General features: G+C 35.5%; 16 protein-coding genes. 9 read left to right on the top strand and 7 right to left on the bottom strand.

Going from position 1 to position 20,853, the window contains the following annotated elements:
* Positions 1 to 413: 413 nt before the first annotated feature.
* Together AVL50_RS06365 and AVL50_RS06360 are read right to left on the bottom strand one after the other, a co-directional pair.
* Entirely contained in the window at positions 414 to 1,712 is a 1,299-nt protein-coding gene (locus AVL50_RS06365) for a Y-family DNA polymerase (RefSeq protein ID WP_062615648.1), read from the bottom strand.
* Between the two features lie 177 nt (positions 1,713 to 1,889).
* Positions 1,890 to 2,690, bottom strand: a complete 801-nt coding sequence (locus AVL50_RS06360; RefSeq protein WP_062615647.1) for an ion transporter — start codon at positions 2,688 to 2,690, stop codon at positions 1,890 to 1,892.
* A gap of 824 nt (positions 2,691 to 3,514) precedes the next feature.
* Between AVL50_RS06360 and AVL50_RS06355 the strand changes: the two genes are divergently transcribed.
* The 4 genes from AVL50_RS06355 to AVL50_RS06340 all read left to right on the top strand — a co-directional run bounded on the left by AVL50_RS06355 (position 3,515) and on the right by AVL50_RS06340 (position 6,475).
* A complete protein-coding gene (locus AVL50_RS06355; RefSeq protein WP_062615646.1) occupies positions 3,515 to 3,880 on the top strand; it encodes a hypothetical protein in 366 nt (121 codons plus the stop codon).
* A gap of 176 nt (positions 3,881 to 4,056) precedes the next feature.
* Positions 4,057 to 4,563: a DinB family protein gene (locus AVL50_RS06350; RefSeq protein WP_062615645.1), complete on the top strand. Its 507-nt coding sequence runs from the start codon at positions 4,057 to 4,059 to the stop codon at positions 4,561 to 4,563.
* Between the two features lie 134 nt (positions 4,564 to 4,697).
* Complete coding sequence (locus AVL50_RS06345) at positions 4,698 to 4,922, top strand: Rho-binding antiterminator (protein WP_062615644.1); 225 nt, start codon at positions 4,698 to 4,700, stop codon at positions 4,920 to 4,922.
* 158 nt (positions 4,923 to 5,080) lie between these two features.
* Entirely contained in the window at positions 5,081 to 6,475 is a 1,395-nt protein-coding gene (locus AVL50_RS06340; RefSeq protein ID WP_157491174.1) for a family 43 glycosylhydrolase, read from the top strand.
* A gap of 260 nt (positions 6,476 to 6,735) precedes the next feature.
* Here the strand turns inward: AVL50_RS06340 and AVL50_RS06335 are convergent, their stop codons facing one another.
* Both AVL50_RS06335 and AVL50_RS06330 read right to left on the bottom strand, forming a co-directional pair.
* Positions 6,736 to 8,223 carry a PP2C family protein-serine/threonine phosphatase gene (locus AVL50_RS06335; protein ID WP_062615642.1) on the bottom strand — a complete coding sequence of 496 codons (1,488 nt, stop codon included), beginning with the start codon at positions 8,221 to 8,223 and terminating at the stop codon, positions 6,736 to 6,738.
* Between the two features lie 66 nt (positions 8,224 to 8,289).
* The gene (locus AVL50_RS06330) at positions 8,290 to 8,592 is read right to left on the bottom strand and encodes a DUF6787 family protein (protein WP_062615641.1); all 303 of its coding nucleotides are present in this window, start codon (positions 8,590 to 8,592) and stop codon (positions 8,290 to 8,292) included.
* A gap of 155 nt (positions 8,593 to 8,747) precedes the next feature.
* Here AVL50_RS06330 and AVL50_RS06325 point away from each other — a divergent pair, with 155 nt between their 5' ends.
* Positions 8,748 to 9,071: a DUF6686 family protein gene (locus AVL50_RS06325; RefSeq protein WP_062615640.1), complete on the top strand. Its 324-nt coding sequence runs from the start codon at positions 8,748 to 8,750 to the stop codon at positions 9,069 to 9,071.
* 668 nt (positions 9,072 to 9,739) lie between these two features.
* Here AVL50_RS06325 and AVL50_RS06320 read toward each other — a convergent pair.
* The 3 genes from AVL50_RS06320 to AVL50_RS06310 all read right to left on the bottom strand — a co-directional run bounded on the left by AVL50_RS06320 (position 9,740) and on the right by AVL50_RS06310 (position 14,617).
* Entirely contained in the window at positions 9,740 to 11,050 is a 1,311-nt protein-coding gene (locus AVL50_RS06320; protein ID WP_063850575.1) for a PepSY domain-containing protein, read from the bottom strand.
* Between the two features lie 69 nt (positions 11,051 to 11,119).
* Positions 11,120 to 13,447, bottom strand: coding sequence for a TonB-dependent receptor (locus AVL50_RS06315; protein WP_063850573.1), 2,328 nt, complete (start codon positions 13,445 to 13,447; stop codon positions 11,120 to 11,122).
* Between the two features lie 126 nt (positions 13,448 to 13,573).
* Entirely contained in the window at positions 13,574 to 14,617 is a 1,044-nt protein-coding gene (locus tag AVL50_RS06310; protein ID WP_371258995.1) for a helix-turn-helix domain-containing protein, read from the bottom strand.
* Between the two features lie 242 nt (positions 14,618 to 14,859).
* Between AVL50_RS06310 and AVL50_RS06305 the strand changes: the two genes are divergently transcribed.
* The 4 genes from AVL50_RS06305 to AVL50_RS06290 all read left to right on the top strand — a co-directional run bounded on the left by AVL50_RS06305 (position 14,860) and on the right by AVL50_RS06290 (position 20,620).
* Entirely contained in the window at positions 14,860 to 15,810 is a 951-nt protein-coding gene (locus tag AVL50_RS06305; RefSeq protein WP_062615636.1) for a sirohydrochlorin chelatase, read from the top strand.
* 274 nt (positions 15,811 to 16,084) lie between these two features.
* The gene (locus AVL50_RS06300; RefSeq protein WP_062615635.1) at positions 16,085 to 17,494 is read left to right on the top strand and encodes an FMN-binding protein; all 1,410 of its coding nucleotides are present in this window, start codon (positions 16,085 to 16,087) and stop codon (positions 17,492 to 17,494) included.
* 161 nt (positions 17,495 to 17,655) lie between these two features.
* Complete coding sequence (locus AVL50_RS06295) at positions 17,656 to 19,854, top strand: TonB-dependent receptor domain-containing protein (protein WP_172826777.1); 2,199 nt, start codon at positions 17,656 to 17,658, stop codon at positions 19,852 to 19,854.
* 31 nt (positions 19,855 to 19,885) lie between these two features.
* The gene (locus tag AVL50_RS06290; RefSeq protein WP_062615633.1) at positions 19,886 to 20,620 is read left to right on the top strand and encodes an HmuY family protein; all 735 of its coding nucleotides are present in this window, start codon (positions 19,886 to 19,888) and stop codon (positions 20,618 to 20,620) included.
* Positions 20,621 to 20,853 lie beyond the last annotated feature (233 nt).

Raw genomic sequence — 20,853 nt, 5'->3', positions numbered from 1 at the left:
AAACCCTTTTTTGTGCTTAAACAGCCGTTTTAAAGGGGATATAAAAAGAAAAAGGTCGTGCTCATAGAGCAGGACCTTTAACAACTTAGCTAAAAACTAAAACCAATTAAAAATGAGTTCTTTATAAATATCCTCTTGACTTATCAAGAGTACTTTATGTCTTTTTTGTTTCGTACTTATCTAACTGATTTGGAACGTTTTTCGTTCCATTAGTAGGAGGAAATTTAACACTTTTAACTCCTTCTTAGAAATGTACATTACAAATGTCAGTAAAATCCTATAATTATGCAATGCATTTGATAGAAAAAGTTACTGCTTACGTAATATTTTTTTAGTTTATGTTATAAAAGTCCACTTTTAAATCCTTAACACCATCTAAATTGTGTATACTTCTTTCGTTATTTCTAGTAAAATTATCGAACAAAAGCAATTTCGTTAATATTTGTTGTGAATTTGCGGGACTTATTTTCTTGTTTCATGTCAAAAGGCTGACGAGAAGATAAACGTTGCGATGCAAATACTAAGGTATTTTTTCCATACTTCCTGTTAATATGGTCTAAAGTACCTAGTAAATGAAATTTTTTCTCAATCTCATTTTTATTGTGAACATTGTTAAGTGTTTGTTGGAAAGATTGATTAGGTGTGATTTTCATAAGCTGTATACCCGCCTTTTTGTAATTATGTTTTTCTTTAAAAACTTTCCTTAATAAAATGAACATAACTTTGATCAAAATAGCGGTGTCATCTGTAGGTACATCAAGTTTAATTTTTTGACTGGCATAATAATGATTTTGTTCACGGTGTTTATCCGTCATCACAAAAACGGAAATTTGTTGTGTCAAGCTGTGTTGTTTTCTGAGTTTCTCTGTGACGGATGCTACAAATCCACACATGATTTCCTTCAGCTTAGCCCAATTGTTGACAGGTGTTGAAAATGTTCTTGCTGTGCCAATGCCCTGTTTTGCAGGAGGTCTTTCTTTGAATGTGTGACAACGAACCCCTTGTAGTTCTTTATAGATACGCCATACAGGAGCATGCCACTTCTTTTTGATATAAGCTTCTGGAAGATCCATAAAACTGCCGATTGTAAATACATTATGCTCTTGCAGTGATTTACAATGTTGTCGGCCAATACCCCAAAGTTCATCAATGGGCCAGTGTGCAATCCATTTTCGGTCTTCTTTATAAGAACGCAGTTCACAAACTCCAGGGAAGTTAGGATCTTTTTTGGCAATATGATTGGCCAGTTTTGCTAAAGTTTTGGTACTGCCAATCCCCACGGCAACAGGAACTCCCGTCTGCTTTTTGATATTTTCTCTGATCAATGTGCCAATGCCCGTGGTTTCTTCTGTATTGGTAAGGTCTAGAAATGCTTCATCAATTGAATAGACCTCAATGGCAGAACCGTATTCTCTCAGCAATGCCATGATACGTTGAGATAAACTGGCATACAATGCATAATTGGACGAAAATACTGCTATTTCCTGTTTTTGCATTACTGATCTCATTTTAAAGAAAGGCGTCCCCATTTTAAACCCCAGTTCTTTTGCTTTTTTGTTACCGGCAATCACACAACCGTCATTATTGGACAATACCACCACAGGTTTGTCTTCCAAGTCTGGCCTAAAAACAATTTCACACGACGCATAAAAACTATTGCAATCGATCAAAGCATATTTATTCTGCGGTCTCCCCAGCAAATCTTTTGTCATTTTCCTATTTCTTTTAAAAGTTTGAATCGATGTCGTCTAATTGTTAAAGGGAGAGCAGTTGTAAATATAGTGATGTTTATTTATTAATCAATAAATGTTTAAAAAATAATCAAAATATAAGTTATTGCAAAATATGCCTATAAAGGAAGATGTAAATGAAGAATAGATTGACTTTTTTTATTCAGCATGAAATGTATTGCCACATTTTGGACAAGTGCACTTTTTCTTTTCTTTATTTTTTGAAATTTCTTCAATAAATCCTGTACCGATAATGCCTGTAGGCAACGCAACCAAACCAATTCCCATAATGGCCACAAAGCTTGCAATAATGTCACCGAGCGGAGTAATGGGATACATATCTCCATAACCAACAGTGGTTAGTGTGGCTACAGCCCACCACATGGACTGAGTGATGCTTGTAAAGACATCAGGTTGGGTGTCTCTTTCCACAAAATAGATGAGCGAAGCAGAAAACAATATTAAAATGCACGACATGAATAACGTAAGAATTAATTCTTCTCTTCGTGATTTTATGACTCTGATAAGAACATAAAGAGCACTGTTGTACCTGCCGAATTTAAAAATCCTGAACAGTCTGAATAATCTTAATATTCTGACAAAGCGTAAGTCCAAGTGGATAAGCATAAGGTATGATGGAGCAATAGCAAGCAAGTCAATAAGGCCATAGAATGAAAATACAAATGCAAATACAGCGGCTAATTTTGACTTGTTGGGGTATTTATAATGTGCTGTAAAAAGTCTGGAAATGTATTCAATGGTGAAAATAATGACGGAGAAGTGCTCAAACAGCATAAATTCTCTTTGGTATTCGTCATAAAGCGACTGATGAGATTCAAGAATAACAGACAAGACGTTCAGCAAGATGAGTGACATGATTAAGATGTCAAAAACTTTACTTGATTTGTCTGTTCCATCGCTTTTCTCGATGATTTGATAAGTTCTTTGCCCTATGGTCATGGTTGAAGTTTTTAGTACAATTATGAGGATAGCATTAATATGTTGCGTCTATCCTTAAATAGTTTATTGTTTTAGTGGTTCTAGTGCTCTTTTTCTAGGAGTTGTTGTTAGGTTTTATTCATTCATCTCAGTCAGATAAAAGTACTAGGTACTTAAATATAATAGTAACTCGAAGTTTTTGAGGTCTCCATGTTTAAATCATATCCTAATGAAGCTTAACGAAAGAGCTGTTTGGTAATTTATTTAAGAAATTATTTTAAAAATAATAATATGTAAAATATTGATTTTGAATGTGTAGTAAAAAAAAGATTAAAATTAACATTTGTTTTTTATAAAAAAGGTAGGGGAAAAGAGGGGGTAGGTGTATAAGATATAGAACACACAGAAGAACATCTTCAAAATGCATAACGGATAATTTTGAAGTCAAAATATAAAAATGATTATTCTATTCATCTGATAGAATCATTAAAGATTATAGCAATGAGAAATAGTTAGTTTTTGGGTTGGAAAAGAGCTTTGCTTTGCGGAGCTCTTTTTTTATGCATCAATTTCCAGTGCAATTGCATGTGTGCATCAAACTATCGTTTACCCTTATAGCCTCCTCTTAGCTTGGCTAGAAACAAACATTTCATACCCTTGAAAGCTGTAGTTTAGGATACATTGATTTCTAAATGATAAATTTAATTGTTAATGCAAATCAATAAAACAAACGCAATGAGGGAGTTAGGAGTTAAATTACATGTAAACATTATTAACCCACTAATTATTGAAAGCGGTTAATGTGTGCGAAATGAAATCATTGTAATACTTAAGGAACGAATACTATGAATATCTCATCATCTTTTCTATCAGAAATTTTAAAAGAAAAATTCTACGAGTATATAAATTCTGCAGATCTAGTAGAAGGGTTGAAGTTAGCACGTATTGCTCATGAGGGGTTAGCACCAGATGACCAAGAAGAATTAAAAGTATTTATAAAAGCCCACAATATCCCTCACTTAGAGGCAATTATTGAGGAGCTAGAGAGAAGAGTTTCTTTAAAATCAAAAATTGCTGATTTACAATCGGAATTAGACCGTCTTGTGAATATACAATTCAGTAAAGATTTAAAATATAATGTGGAGGAAGAGATAAATGCGTACATGGATAGAATAATCCTATTAGAAACATGTAATATGCATCAAAACTAACCTTCTTTCAACCAGTTATGATTCTATATAAAAAGTACAATATCAGGGTCTTGTAATACAAAATTGTGTTGCAAGGCCTTTATTTTTTTTCTTAAAATACTTTAAAAATCCTACGTTTTTTTCGTAAATTCAATCAACATTCGCATCAGTACTATCATCATTAAGGATCTATTTTCATGTTGAACACTACTAGAAAATTACGTAAGAGATTTATTGAGTTTATTAACCAATTCTCCACAGAGGAATTAAATAGCATTCCTGTTGGATACAACAACAACATCATTTGGAATTTCGGACACGCGATAGTCACCCATCAACTGCTTACTTATGGCCTCTCAGGCCTGACACCTCCCATGGACAAAAAATGGATTCAGATGTTCCGTAAAGGATCGAAACCAGAGCGAAGTTTATCAGAAGATGAAGTCAACGAATTGAAGTACTTGGCACTTTATTTACTTGAAAAGCTAGATGAGGACCAAGTAGCGGGTATTTTCCGAAAATACGAATCTTATGTTACGGGCTTGGGTGTAAGAATTCACACCGTAGCCGAAGCTGTAGAATTCAACAATGTGCATGAAGGCGTGCACTTAGGGTATGCATTGAGCCTCAAAAAAGCGTTGCAGTATGAAGAACAACAACAAGAAGAAGCCGTAACTAAGGAAGCGGTTGTTGTAACTCAGTAGCAATTTTTGAGAATGAAAACGCTGTAAAACGGAAGGTGTGGTTTAGGTCCATACCTTCCGTTTTTTTATGAAATTGCACACCATTTTGTCAGCTATTTGTTTGCATTACTACTCATTAAAAAAAATACATTGATATGTCAGAAAATAAAAATTACAAACCCATAGCATGTGCCACCTATGATCAATATGAAATCTGGGCAATGCACGGTACATTACTTCATTTTCAATTGAAAAACCGAGAAATAGAGGCCAAAATAAAGACACTCATCGTGGAGGAAAAAGTGGAATATGCAGTACTTGATAATACTGAAAAAGTGAGGTTGGATGAAATTGTGGAGGTGAAAGAAGTTAAAATATAAGCGTCATTGGAAAGTTGGTTTACAGCGAGTGCAATTCGCTTGGAATGACATGGTGAAATTAAATTGAAATAAGGTGGTTTCTATATATACCACCTAAACATCTCTATTCTCTTTTTTATTTTCCGTTGATTAATTTTTTGACGAACAGAAATAAAAAAATGAGTGATTATTTATTAAAAGTATTAACAAGCTTACTTTCAATTCTAACAGCCTTGAATTTCATAGGTTGCTCCACGCAGGAGAAATCATCCAAACTGACTTATGGTGTTAATCCTGATGCTATTAAAATTGATGTCATTGTAGAGGAACATGGCATGGCAGACCCACATGCATTGATGAAAGGAGATACATTGTACATTATTTGTGGACATGATCAGACATGGAATCCCACTTCTTCTTTCCCAATGGACCGATGGGAGGTTTGGTCTACTACCAACTTAAAAGACTGGCAGTATCACAGGAGTATTCATCCTAAAGATTTTTATATAGGAGATCTACCCAATTGTTTTGCGGGAGATATTTGTGAGAGAAATGGGAAGTACTACTGGTTTTTCTCCAACCGCTATTATAATACAGGAGTTGCCGTGGCGGATCAAGTGGATGGAGAATACAAAGATTTACTAGGTAAACCGTTGCTTCCTACAGACATTATCAAAGAATCACCTTATGACCCTGAAATTTTTGAAGAAGATGGGGTGTATACGATTTGTTTCGGAAGTGGAACGTATTATATGGCTACTTTGGCGGAAGATATGAAATCGCTGTCCACGGAACCTCAACCTATTCTGGTACAGACAAAAGAAGGAAAGAAGATACGAGTGAGTGATAAGTCGACTTTATTCAAAAAGGGAGAATGGTATTATTTGGTGTACGGCAATAAGTACGCTATGGCTAAACAACTTTATGGACCGTATGAATATCAAGGTGCTTTTCTAGAAGGAGGACATACAAGCTTTTTTGAGTGGACAGATGGTCAGCTTTATGTATTACAGGAGAATCATGATATCAGTGCGTTTTACAGAGGGGCAAGTTTGAAGCCTGTATTTTTCAATAAAGACAACACCATTTTAATTCCTGAAGACGACCGTATGTATCCTGCTCCTGGAAGGCCGTTTAAATTTAAGAAAAGTACAATGGGCTGGATGGCACTCAACGGCACAGAAGTAACGTTTGAGGAAGGGAAAATAAAAGGAGAGATCAATGCCCAAAATGCAACGATTCAAAGTGCTCCATGGTTGTATACACAAGCTAGTCTCTGTTCAAAAGTATCATTCCAAATCAAAAATAATACATCGGCAAAGGAAATGAAATTTGCAGTTTACTCTAGAAATGAGGGCAGAGGATTTTGGAAAACCAATACGGAACAATTGGACTGGAGCGAGCAACAATGGATCAGTATTCCAATCACTCCTCATCAAAAAGAATTCAAGACGTATACGATTGATCTTGCAGAGTTTTCGGAGATAAAATCAAGGATCATGCAAGTGGCATTACAGCCGGCTGTAGAGGCGACTGAAGGGAAATGGGAGATCAATGAGATCATGATTTATTAATTCTCTAGTAGGATGTCAACTAAATTAATTTGATCTACACTTGGACTTCAAAGCCTTGAATTTCTTGGTTCTTTTTTGTGTTAAGACAAAATAAAGAAGAAGGCAACTAGGAAGTAGAACATAAAAGCTTGCAGAAATTTCAATTGATAGTTGACGATAATTTCGTTTTAAAATATGAGATAAGAAATGATGCAGTCTTTTCTTTCAAGCCATTTGAATTAAAAAGCAATAAGCATTATTTCTTGTCTCATAATCCTTCTTTAAAACCTAAAACCAGCCACCAATACATCGTCTACCTGTACGTTGTTTTCAGTCTTAGCATCTTTCCATTTCATGAATTCAGATGCCAATAGCTGTTTTTGTATAGCAGTAGGTTCATTAGAGATCTCACGGAGAAAAGTTCTGAACTGATGAGCGGTATATTTCTTATCCTGCACACCTCCAAACTGATCTCTGAAACCATCAGAATACAAGTACATCATCATACCGGGCTCAATTTTAATGGAAATATTCTGACATTTATTGATAGGAGATATATTACCTCCTATGTAATAACGGCCTCCTCTATGAAATTCTACACCTTCTTTCTTTACAAATAAAACAGGGCTTTTGGCACCGCAGAAAGTAATGACATTTTCATCATGGTAGAGTGGAATACGGATAACCGACAAAGCCATTCCATCATTGTTATGTGTAGAGTTTTGTTGCAGTAAAGTATTGAGTCGGATATGCATTTTCTCTATAATATAGAGAGGGTCATCTACATTTTCCTGTGTAACAAGACGGTTTAGAATAGAGACACCTAGCATACTCATTAAAGCGCCAGGCACACCGTGTCCAGTACAATCACCAACTACTATAACTTGTGCATTTTCTGATTTTCCAAACCAATGAAAATCTCCGCTGACAATATGTTTAGGGGCAGAATAATTAAAATATTCCTTCACTTTTTCAATGTTATAGAAGGGGAGAGGAAGCATTGCATTTTGAATACGTTGTGCATAATGCAAACTTTCCTGCATATCATTATTGTGATTGGAAAGTATTTCTTTCTGATGATTGATAAACTCTTTTTGCGATTGAAGTTTTTGATTCTGCTCCAAAGTCAGTTGGAATAGAGAATCTGATTTACTCTTTTCTTCTTTGAGTAAAACATAGTTTTTGAAATGCTTGAAAGTGTTATTGTATTTGACCACAAGCACCATGATAATACCAATATTAATAGCAATGAAGTTGGGTACATTGTATGCTGTAATGGTTCCATATTCATAAAAAATAGCACTGACAAAAGCCACCGTCCCCAATCCAATAATTCCGAGAATGATTGTAATGGACATAATACTGTACAATAGGAAAATAAGCTGACAGCCACTTATGATATACAAACCAGAAAGAAAATAATCCGATTGCTCATAAGTGAGGAACGTAACCGCGTATAAACTATAAATAATGGAGACCATGGTAACGGTATACATGGGAATCCAATAATTCTTTAATATTCCTTCTCTAGGATTAGTGAAACGGAGCACAATCAAGATCAAAGAGAAAATGATAGAAGGAATTCTGTTGAGCGTAAAGGCAGTAGAAGGCTCAAATACTCTGAAGTCATCCAGAACATAATAAGAGATCACCACCAAATAACTGATAAAGAAAAAAGGTATTGCTGTATAGCATTTTCTGATACGTTCTTGATAATATAATGATAATAAGTGACCATCATCTTTTGATGCTGTAAATGGAAGAAGCATAAATTGGACTGCTAGTACTGTAAATTTGTATAATAAGTGAATAAGAAGACAAGGGAGCTGAAACTGCTATTTTTTGCCGATCATTCTTCTGAACATTCTCTTTTCGAATTCCCAGAAGAACTTAAATTGACCAAGTAAAGTACCCCAAATGAGCAAAAGAACCTGATAACAAGGGAGACCAATGAAGAAGAAAGCGAGTACTCTAATCCAAGTACTTGATTCGCTTGTAATACCAAATAATGGGTAAACATACGGCTTCACAGTGTACATAAATGTTGTACCTGTTAGGGCGAAAACAAGTAATATAACACCTACTTGCCAGCCACTCTTTACATTCCACCTCTTTTTTAGTGTATCTATAAACCCCATATTATCGACTTAAATTGTAAATCAAAGTTAGTGAAAAAAGAATTAAGATATGTTTATTCTCATATAATTTATGATCATTTCATTGTAAATCAAAATATGTTATTTATATTTGATCTAAATAAAAATAACAAATAGATTAAAATAAGCATTGTGAAATGTGTAGAGCAAAGAAATTATACTCAGAAGAAGAACTAATTATAAGTCAGTGTCAAGATTGTAAAAAGGTAGGTATACAGATGAAAGGCCTCTTATTCAATTTTGAACAGAAAGAATTTTTTAATTACGCCAAAAAGGTATCAAGCATTGATTTTCAGCAGCATGCATTTCAGTTTGAGGATGATGAAGCAAAATTGGTCTTGAAAACAAAAGATAAACAAGTGAATTACTGTTTGAATGATCAGGAATTTGAAGCTCTGAAAACAGGGATGCAGATTGCTATATTAATGATAGAAACAGATAAGATCTTGAGCAAGGTATAATAACCCAATAAACACTCTATATGAGATAAGTTTATAAAATTCCCTATTGACTAAAGTATTAGTCATAATAAAGTGTCGATCAACGATGATTTGTCGTTGAAGTTTCCTATAATTTTTATGTAGATTAGTAAATCTAGATCACATTTAAACCTCAGTTATTTATATAGCTGAGGTTTTTTCTATTGTTGGATCTCGAGTACTTGCTACGTGCCGTTGATTTTATGCAGGTATCCTTTCGTTTATTGCTTACTTTCAAATTTGAAAAGCATCAGTGTTTGACGGGTTTTGCGTAGCAGGCTACGTTTCTACATGGAGCTGTACCTGATGTTGTTGCAAAACCTTATGATTACTTTCGTATCAGATAGAGGTGTCTGTAGCCACGTAGCCTGCTACGTGCTGTTGACCTTATGTAGTCAGCTTTCGTTTATTGCTTACTTTAAAACTTGAAATGCATCGATGTTTGATAGTTTTTTGCGTAGCAGGCTACGCTTCTACATGGAGCTGTACCTGATGTTGTTGCAAAACCTTATGATTACTTTCGTATCAGATAGAGGTGTCTGTAGCCACGTAGCCTGCTACGTGTTGTTGACCTTATGTAGTCAGCTTTCGTTTATTGCTTACTTTAAAACTTGAAATGCATCGATGTTTGATAGTTTTTGCGTAGCAGGCTACGCTTCTACGTGAAGAAAACCTCTTTTAATGAGATAACGCATCAACTTATAAATGATGTAAATAGAAAGAATAACGTAAAAAGAAGGTGTGGTAATGGTACTTGTAGGGTTGTTTGCTCCAAAAGTCACACTGCTATAAGCTATCAATGCAGTGATCAATACACCACTCAATGTAAAGCCATAAAGAATATTAGAAGTAGTTAGTATTGGATATTGCTGTACTCTTTTCTTCTCCGTTCTTTTGTAATAAACAAAGAAACCACTGATGCCTAAAAAGCCTCCAATCAGTCCAAAAAGACAATACACTATTTTTAAACCTATTCCTAAAAAATCCCCAAAATGCAGTGCTTCCTGCATATAGAAAAACTGACTTCCTACTCCTGCATTTCTAATGTCTAGTTTTTTAATGGGAGATAAATCCTTTTTATCCAATACTATAAAATTGGTTTGTCTTTCATAAGGCATCCATGGAATATTACCAAAGACCGTAGCTGTTCTACTTCCATCAGCAGACGCTTTTATTTTTAAAGAACTCAACTCCGGAAATTCTTTTTTGACTTTGGAAAGGAGTGAAGGAAAATCTACTTTGAAGAGATTATCTTCTATTTTGGATAAAGGAAATTCGGAGGGTTTATAGATGCCCGGACGGTCGCCCATCAAAGGTTTTTGAATTTTGGGTTGCAACCCCAACCAAGCTCCCGTAAATGCGATAATCAAATGGAAAACAATTGTAGTCAACCCGATGAACTTATGAAGGTCTGCCCATTTCTGACGGCTTCTTTTGTTTCTTACTTTGCCGAATTGTTGTTTTTTAGTGAAGTCGAAATACAGTGGAATGCTGACGATCAGTGATACTAACATGCATATACCTGCCAGCCCAACCCACTGTCTTCCGTACCAATGATCAAATAGTCTAACGTGGATATTTCTGATAAAAAACGACACAGTTTTATACATGTCTCTTTCGCCCAATATTTTACCATTGTAAGGGTTAAAAAAGACTTCTTTTGCTATATTTCGTCCATCTTCTTTCAGTCTAAAAGCAACTTTCCAAGAGCGCTCCTTATCTTCTACAGGTTCAACAATATAGCCACTATGTTCAGGGTAGTGGGCAAGTATATCATAAATGAATTGATTCACATTACCCATCTTTTCTTGTGGAGCAACGTAAAATAAATCCTTATTTAATAGATAATCTATTTCAAACTTGAAAACCGCCAAAGCCCCTGTAAAACTCAATATACAGATCACAAGACCGCTATACAGTCCCAGCCAGCTATGCCATTTCCAAAGTCGTTTTTTATTCATAATGTTGTTCCGTAGGGGCAGTCCTGCGTGACTGCCCGCTGTATATTTTGTGTACCCCGAAAAAAGGTATTAGAATTTATAAGTCAAACCAATCGTGAAATTCCTTGGAGCACCAGGGAACACTCTATCATAACTGTAACCACCCACATAATATGTTTCATTGGTGATGTTTTTGAGATTGGCCGAGATTCTGAAATTCTTGAAATTATAATACATTGCCGCATCCCAAAGAAGGTAATCATCCAGTACAAGATCAGCAGTGTTTGTATTGCGCTGACCAATATATTGTCCACCAAAACCAACACCGAATCCTCTTAAGGAACCTTCTAGAAAATCATATTTTGCCCAGAACCCCGCTTGGTTCTGAGGAGCATTTTCCTTCTGATTTCCAATCTCCTCCGGATTATCTGATTCGGTGATAATAGCATTATTGAAAGCATAGTTGGTGGTCAAGCTCAGGTTTTTGGTGATTTGTCCATTGACTTCAATTTCAAACCCTTTCGACTGTTCTTGCCCTCTTTGAATCAGGCGGTCTACATCATTAGGGTCTTGCACCAATATATTGTTGACTGTAATCCAATAGACCGAGGTAGTGGCTGATAATTTTCCATCAAAAAAGTCACCTTTCAAACCAGTTTCCCACATACTAGAAATTCGAGGATCGAAAGGACCTCCATTCTGTTCCGCATTCATACCAAAGTCTTGTGGCTCAAAACCTTCAGTGTAAGTGCCATAGATGTTGATGGTATTGGTCAGTTCATACGTTACTCCAAGACGAGGAAGCAAGGCTGATTGTTCTTTGGTCAGTTCATTACCATTTTCTAGACGTACGTCTTTATAAAACTCTTGACGAAGTCCTACTAGAACATTCAACTTTTTATAATTGAGTTGCTCTTGAATGTAAAGCCCTGTAGTGTAGTTTTTAGTATAGGCGGTTGTACCCATTGTAATGGACCTATTCGGATCAAAATAATAATCCGCAGGGTTGCTGTTGCCATATTGGGGATTATCCAAATCAAAATTAGGAACTCCCTGTGCTTCACCGCGTGCTTGTCTCTCGTTTTTATCGTATACCTTTTCACTGTAATCCATCCCCACCATAACGGTATGTTTTACTTGACCTGTATTGAATTTTGAAACAAAATAATTGGTGATATTGTCTGAATTCTGATATTCATCTCTTTCCACATAGCGCATTTCTAACACACTAGGAGTAATGTACTTTCCGTTGGTTCTGTGCTCAGCAAGGTCGGATTCAGATCTAAACATCAAGTACGAAGAGTTGAAAGACAACCAATCCGTGATTTTTTGATTCCAAGAGAATGTAATGTACAAGTTATCATTATTCAGATGATCTCCTGGCTGAGAAGTAGAAAGGTGAATAGGTGTTTGATTCAAATCTTTACTGCCTTCGTAATTCGGTTTACCTCTATCCAATACAGTATTATTTTTCATATACACCATATCTACATTGAACCTTGTATTATCGGTAGGCATATATGAAATAGATGGAGCGACATAGAAAGATTCACCACCGCTGTTGTCTCTGAATGTATCAGAACGCTGGTAGCCAGTGTTCAAACGGTATAATACTTTTTTATTTTTAGTAAGTGGTCCTGTTACATCTACATTAGTGCTGTAAGTATTGAAACTGCCGGCGGAAACGGTAGCTGTACCTTGCTGTGTAGTCAGTGGTTTTTTCGTTACAAAGTTGATGGTTCCTCCAGGGTTGGCATTGGCAAACAAAGCGGAAGCAGGTCCTTTGATGACTTCTACTCTTTCATATAAACCAATAATGGGTTGCGTCCACATATTGAAAGACGTCTTAAGGCCATTGACCAATTGACCATCTTGATTTCTGTACCCTCTTACTGTAAAGTCATTGTAAATAGTATGCTGGTTTACTCCTGCAATATTTCGGACCACATCACTCAAATAATAAGCCTGCTGATCAATGATTAATTCTTTGGTAACTGTAGAAATAGATTGAGGTACATCTTTTATAAGTGTACCTGTTCTTGTAGCACTGAAAGTATAGGAGTTATTATAAGATTCTTCTTCTACACCAATAATTTCTACTTGTTGGAGTTCTCTTGTATTCTCCTTTAATGAAATCGATAGACTCAGATTTTCCCCCTCTTTTATTCGAATAGAAGTGATTGACTTTTCATACCCTACAAAATAAGCAACAAGTTGATGCTCACCTGCAGGAACGTCTGCTAAAGTAAAAGAACCATCCGTATCAGTGGTTTGGCTTATACTTGTATTGAGAATACCTACACTTACACTCGGAAGTGCTTCTCCATTTTGATCTGTTACTTTACCTGACACGGATTGTTGAGCCAACAGAACTATAGGAGATAGTAATAAAATTAGGGTAAGTCTAAAAATAGTCATGGTCTAATAAAGTGAATTGTTTCAGTTGCAAACATAATTCTTTATTTAGACTGATTCCATTTTATAGATTGTTACTTTTTTAATAATTCTAAATTAACAAACTGTAAGTGAGTATCTTAAAGGGTGTTAATTGAAGTTTTTTCTGTATTGATTTGGAGTTTGCCCTGTATTTTTCTTAAAAGCATAAGAGAAGTGTGCACCTTGTTGATAGCCTATCTTTTCGGCAATTGAAGAAATAGGAAGATCTGTAGTTTCCAATAATTCTTTTGCATAGTCAATCCTTTTTCGAGTAGCGTATTCAAAAACTGTTTCATTGAAAACTTCCTTGAAATACTTTTTGAGATAAGAAGTATTCAATCCAACACTTTTGGCTAATTCATTAATGGAAAATTGAATATGAAGTTGGGTGTCAATCAAGTTTGTAATCTGATCTAATTGTTCTTGATAAGGGTGAATTACGTCAACATCAGATAACGTTTCTAGATCATCGGTAATTTCAGAAAGGACCTCAAATATTTTTGCATTGAGGAACATCAATTGACAAACGCCTCTTTTTGTTGATTGGTTGATTTCTTCGAGATAAGTAGAAAGTCGTTTGGAAATAGAAAAAGAAAGCCGATCATTTTCATCAAAAACAGAATGGATTAGTTGTTTTAAAGATGGATGGAAGAGTCCTTGTTCAAAGTAATTTTCCCTCAATTCAATGATCAGCATATGAATTGGCTTGGAAAGATTCAGTTGAAACTCCTTTTCTATGGTATTAAAAAAAGTGCCTGTCTGAGGTTTGATTTTAAAGGTGTTTTCATCACCAGCAAACCATTCTATATTATGTTTCTGATCTATATTAAAAACAATACATTTACTCTTTGTAGCAAGATGGAATACTTCCTGTTTGAATAAGCATTTTTCCAGCTGAATTAAATAAATAGCCCATGATTCATAAGAGATAGCCTTCACATCACCCGTTCCGAAGTGAGGTAAATACTGCCTATGTTCATTCAATAATCCAAATTCTTCTTTCGAAGAAATGACTACTGTATTTTGCTTATTTATTTTATTAAAAAAGTGAAGCATTCTTCTATTTTTCGTACTTGAAAAAGTCTGAAATCTAATTGTATTGATTAGTTGCGTTGTAGAATTATAATAGATTGCTCTAATAATTTCTATCACAAAAGTAGTTTAATTTAGATTAATTAAAAATAGTGTAAAAGCTGTGACTGTTTGTTTTATTAAATAAATAATAATTAAATATCAGGTAGTCAATTGTTTATATTTTAAATTAAGGTGTTTTATCAAATTGTGTAAGCAATGTTTTTCTCATTTCGAAAAAATCATTTCCGATTTCGATAAACCTTTCAAGCTGTTTCCTCCTACATTTGTGTTATTCTTATTTAGATTAATTACAAATAATAATGAAATTATTCAACTCATTCCTTTTCACTTTAGTATCAATGATAGTCTTCTCTTGTGCAACGGGAGAAAAGAAAAGTCAGGAAAGTGAAACGGCATCCAACTCAAGCACAGGTGAAAAAATCGGTGTGTTATTAGTAAATCACGGATCTCACTCTAAAGGGTGGAGACAAATGTTGAAAGATATTGAGATTGACGTCAAAGATGATATCATGAAAAGTGGTGAAATCACTGACGTTCGTACAGCATTCATGGAGTACACTGAGCCATCGATTGCAACTCAAATGAAGAAATTTGATGAAGAAAATTACGATAGAGTGATTGTAGTGCCTATCTTCTTGACAATTTCATCACACACATCAAATGACATTCCTAATATTGTAGGATTGGCCAACGATCCAAAAGTGAAAGCGAGCTTAAAAGAAGAAGGTATTGATACTTATACTTCTAAGGCGAGAGTAGTTGTAACTCCACTTTTAGATTTCCCTACAGTATTGAAGAAAAATATCACACGTAGAGCCAAAGCATTATCTAACGGTTCTGGTGACGAAGGTGTAGCTTTAATCGCTTATGGTGATGAGGAGTTTAACCAGCAGTGGGAAGAAATGGTAGAGGATATCGGTCGTTATTTAAAAGCACAAACAGGTATTGGTTCTATCTCTTACGGATGGTGCGGTCACTTAGTAAGATACTCTTCTGAGCCTACTAAAAAAGCAATTGACCAAATCTTAGAGTTAGAGGAAAGAGCAATTGTGATTCCTGTATTAGTAGCTAATGATGAGCATTTCCAAGGTGAAATTATCCAAAAAGGCGTGGATATGGTAGAGGATCAAAAGCGTGTTGTATACAAGCAAGATGCGATTCTTCCAGATGCGAACATCAATAAGTGGGTAGTAAAAATCGTTGCTGAAACAGTGGCTGAGGTAAAAGGAAAAACGGTTGCTACGAAATAGTAACAAGCATTAATAAATGTAATAAGTGCTTCGTGCACTTCTATATCGCAAGTGTTAAGCTGACAAGCGTCACTTGTGATTCAATATTGGCGAAGTCTCCCGACTTCGAAACAAATCAACATAAAATTCGAAGTCAGGAGACTTCGCCAAAAAACAGTTCCAAGTGACGCTATCGCTTAACACTTGAAACAGAATAGATATATAAGAATTGTAAATTAAGTTTATATAAATCCGTTATTCATAAATATAATATCGGTTTTGTAAAAGTAGATGGATGAAACAGCAATTAAAAATAGATTATAGAAAGTCTATTCTTACCCTCCTCGTTTTTGGTGTGTTTGGATTCTTTGCTTATTACGGTCCTTTGGATAGATCGGATTTGCATGAGAGTATTTCTACGATCGAAAATGAATTTTTTGCACCAAAATTAGTGACTGATTTTGCAGTGAAACACACTGTACAGGCAGGGCTGATTTCAGAGGGGAGAAGTTATGTGTTGGGGGAATATGGTATGGTAAGACCGATTGCTAAAAAACGAACAAAAGAAGCTGGAATGATTTCTTTTCATTCTGGAATGGGTGAATCACTTCACAATAAGGAGTGGGCCCAAGACATTGCTACAAGACTAAAAGAGAAATATGAAAATGATGCAGAGGTAGTCGTAAAGATGAAAGGCGACCTTTGCTATGCAGAAATTTATCAAAGCGGAAGACTAAGATCACTTTACTTTGAGAATATGCTTCACAACACTGTTCAAGGCTTTTCTGGACCTATTTATATGGGAATGGAAATGACCTTGGGAGGCATGTTGAATGAAGTATCCTACATCACTTCAAAAGAAACAGAAAGCTACTTAAGAAAAGTATTGAGAAGTTCTTATCTAGATCAATATAGAAACTTAAGTACAAGAGATAATGATCATGCAATTGATGCCATTTCAGGAGCAACAATTACTACAAAAGCAATGGCAGATGGGGTCACGGAAGCGTTTACAGTTACAGCACCTCAAATTTTGTCGACCTATTATGACTATGATTTGGACGGCTTCCATGTACAAGCAGAATTAACGTATTGGTGGATTGTACACATCATTGTCATCGGAGCAATATTCTTATTTGCAATGTTGCCACAGATTAAGAAAACAAAGAAAACTAGATTGGCAGTTTCTATTTTCACAATGGCTTATATCGGTTTTGGAATGAACTCTTCGTTTACTTATATCACTTATCTGATGCCATTTATGGGAACGGAAGTCTCTCTTTTCTTGAGCATATATGCATTGATGACATTACTATCAGCAATTTGGGGCAAAAATGCCTATTGTTCTTATGTATGTCCATTTGGAGCAGCACAGATGATCTCTTTGAAATATTCACCATTCAAATCAAAGAAATTATTCATCACCAACAAACAAGCGGAATACATCCGATATGCCTTGACAATCGTTCTTTTTGGAGGTTTTGTCTACGGTTATAAGGAGTTTGGCAACTATGAGTTGTTTCCTGATTTATTCAGTACAGAATTTTCATCTTATTGGTTCTACATCTCTTTAGCGTTTATCGGGATTTCAATCAAATACCCTATGCTATGGTGTAGAGTGGCATGCCCAACAGGATGTGTATTGGATAGTTTGAAAGACCTTTCAACGGTCAAAAACACAAAAAAACAACAAAGAAAATCGTAATGCCACGCCGTGTATCGTAGGGGTAGACCTATGTGTCTACCCACACACCCCACGTGTCTACCCGCATAACAAAAAGGTAGAAACATCGATTTTTCGAATAACATCAATAGCCCATGATTTCAATCGTGGGAAAGTAGTCCATGAAAAAATGGAAAATAGATATGAAAAATAAAATTACGATTTGTGTACTGATGTTGTTTTATGCAGTCAGTACACTGGCGCAAGTCCCGAAAGTAGAACTTGAAATTGTAGATTCCACAGAAGGTCTTCCATTGGTTGGAGCACATGTCTGTTTGATTACGGCGTCAGGTGTCAAGAAATATTACTCTACTGATGCTAAAGGTAAAGTTGAAATTATCTTGTTCGAAAATATGGAATGCACAGTTTCTTACACAGGTTTTAAAACACAAGAAATAGAACTGGCAGGAGGTGAAAAAGTCAAGGTCAAAATGAAGCCTGATTTACTAATGTTGGATCAGGTGGTGAAGACAGCAAGTGTAGAACCAGAAAAAGCGGACAAATCCATTTACAAAGTTGGGATCATTACTTCAGATGTAATGGAAAAACAAGGAGTTCAAAATGTAAGAGATGCTCTTCGTTTTCAGCCTAATATTAATCTGAGAGAAGATGGAGTTTTAGGCTCTCAAATCATCATGCAAGGTTTGGAAGGACAACATGTAAAGTTCTTGATCGATGGAATGCCAATAATTGGTAGGCAGGATGGAAATATTGATTTATCACAAATTGATATGTCACAAGTAGATCATATTGAGGTAATAGAAGGACCAATGTCAGTTGTATATGGTTCCAATGCATTGGCAGGTACCGTCAATATCATCATGAAAGAAAATAAATACTACAGGTTGACAGGAACAGCACAAGCTTATGCTGAATCAGTAGGTCAATTGAATGGTAATGTGAATGTTCAAGGCGGTAGAAAAAAATCAAAGTTCGGAATCTCTGGAGGATATCGGTATTTCAACGGTCATGACATGAACAAAGAAACAAGGGCGATGAGTTGGAACCCGAAAAACCAAATTAATGCAGATGCTTATTATGGTTTAAATCTATCAGGATGGGAAGCAAAGTTAGGTGTTCGATTGAGTAGAGAAGATCTAACTTATAAAGGAAATTACCTTCAGCCTCTTCGTGCCATTGATACAAATTTCTTGACGGACAGAGTGACCTATTACGGTCAGTTTGATAAGAAATTCAACAACAAATCTTCTTTAACGGGATTAGTTTCCTACAACACTTACACAAGAACCTCTCAGGAGTATGTTGTAAAAGAAGATTTGAATACTGAAGACAAAAAGGGAGATCCCAATATTGATGAGTTTGAGATGTTAAATGCACGAATTTCTTACGGTCAGCAAATTAAAGACTGGATGAAATGGCAAGTAGGTTATGAACTATCCAATGAAACAGGAAAGGGTGGAAGAGTCAAAGAAAATGGGGGTTTACAGGAAAATGCAATTTGGTCTGATTTGAAAATCAACTTAAATAGCAATCTAGTATTCCAACCAGGGGTGAGGTATTTACATCACAACACTTTTGATGCTCCATTGATTTATTCTGGTCATCTAAAATTCAATTCCGACAATAATTGGAATAGCCGACTTTCCTTTGCTAAAGGGTTCAGGGCTCCAAGTATGAAGGAGCTTTACATGGATTTTGTAGATACTAACCATAGAATTTTCGGTAACGAAGATCTTACTCCAGAAACATCATACAATGTAACATTGTCCCTGGATAAGACAATTGATATCGAACAGAGTTCTATTTTGAAGTTTGAAACATCAGGGTTTTACAACCACCTTTTTGATGTCATTGAGTTGGCGATGGGCGATGATGGTATTTCTTATTTCTATCAGAATATTTCTCAGAAGAAAACACACGGAGGCACGTTCAATGTGAGCTATAACAATAATAACCTTTTCAAAGTCAATGCAGGGGTGACACTTACAGGAATTGGTTATGATTTACAAAATACCTCCGAATTCAACTTTAGGTATTCCACAGACTTTGTAGCAATGGCTTCCTATTCTTGGCCTACTCTCAATTTGTCGATGCAGTTGGATTATAAATACACTGGCAAAAGAGTACAGCTCTATATGAATAGTGAGGAAGAAGGTCCTACAGAAGGAACATTGGAGGCTTACAGTATGCTTAATTACTCTGCAACTAAAAGATTTAAAGGTAATCGTTTTTCACTCACAGCAGGTGTGAAGAACCTATTAGATGTGAATGACATCACCAATACAACACAAGGAGGTGCTCATTCAAGTTCATCAAACATGTTAGTAGCTTGGGGAAGAACTTACTTTGTTTCCTTGAAATACAAACTCAATAAGATTTAATTTTTAGCAACAAATTTTTATACTAATTACAATGAAAAAGTCAATTTTCGCTAGTCTACTATTATCAGCTTCATTATTCTCATGTTCAGAAGATGACACTGTCACAATTCCACCATTGGATGAATCTTCTTATGCTTTGCAAGTGGCATTATACAGCACGCCAGACGTATATGAGGAAGGTTTCAACCATCAAACTCAACAAGTAGAGCAGGTAAAATTGAGCTACAACCGTCAAGTATTTGTGGATCTTGATGCGGCATCAGCATCTTCAAATGCAGATACTCTTGGATACCACTACAACGATGAAGAGTATGTGAAATTTGATGTTTGGGATACTGAAAAAGATCATGCGGAAGGTAGTGAAGGATGGGACATCGTATTGGCTTACTACAATGGTAAAACACATGACGGTACAGAGTATGTACCTTACATGATGACAGGTGCATTGGTCAATAAAGGAGAAGTAAAAGCGATCCGTTTGAATAAAGAAGAATTGGAAGCAGAAGGACAAACGTTCGTTTCTTATGATGAAGTTTCTTATGAGGACGCAATGAACCTAACATTGTCATCAGAAGTTGATGCAATTGGTTCTGACTGGAAAGTATTAGACTTTGCTACATTTACTTATAAAATTGTTGAAAATCAATACTATATTATTGAAACAACTGATGGAGTATTTTTCAAATTAGCATTCACTGGGTTCTATAATGATGATTTAGAAAAAGGTTATCCTGCCTTCAAATTCCAACGTTTGATAGCAGAATAATTATCCTGATACTTAATAAGGAGTCTTCCCTTATTAATCTGATTAAGAAGTGTGTATAACCGTAGCCTCCTATGAGGTTACGGTTTTCATTCTGTAAAAACAATACGGTTAAGTGTGTGTTTAGTGTATTGTAAGTGTTTTTCAATAGGCATTCTATAAGCCTTTTAGAAAAGAGAAAAGCCACTTTTTACACTAGAAAATAAGTTGCATTCCATCAAAATAAAACGCGTCGA

Source organism: Flammeovirga sp. SJP92 (genome assembly GCF_001583495.1).
Classification (GTDB): Bacteria; Bacteroidota; Bacteroidia; order Cytophagales; family Flammeovirgaceae; genus Flammeovirga.
The sequence above is the reverse complement of the archived record's forward strand: the minus strand, read 5'-3'. Positions and strand labels throughout refer to the sequence as shown.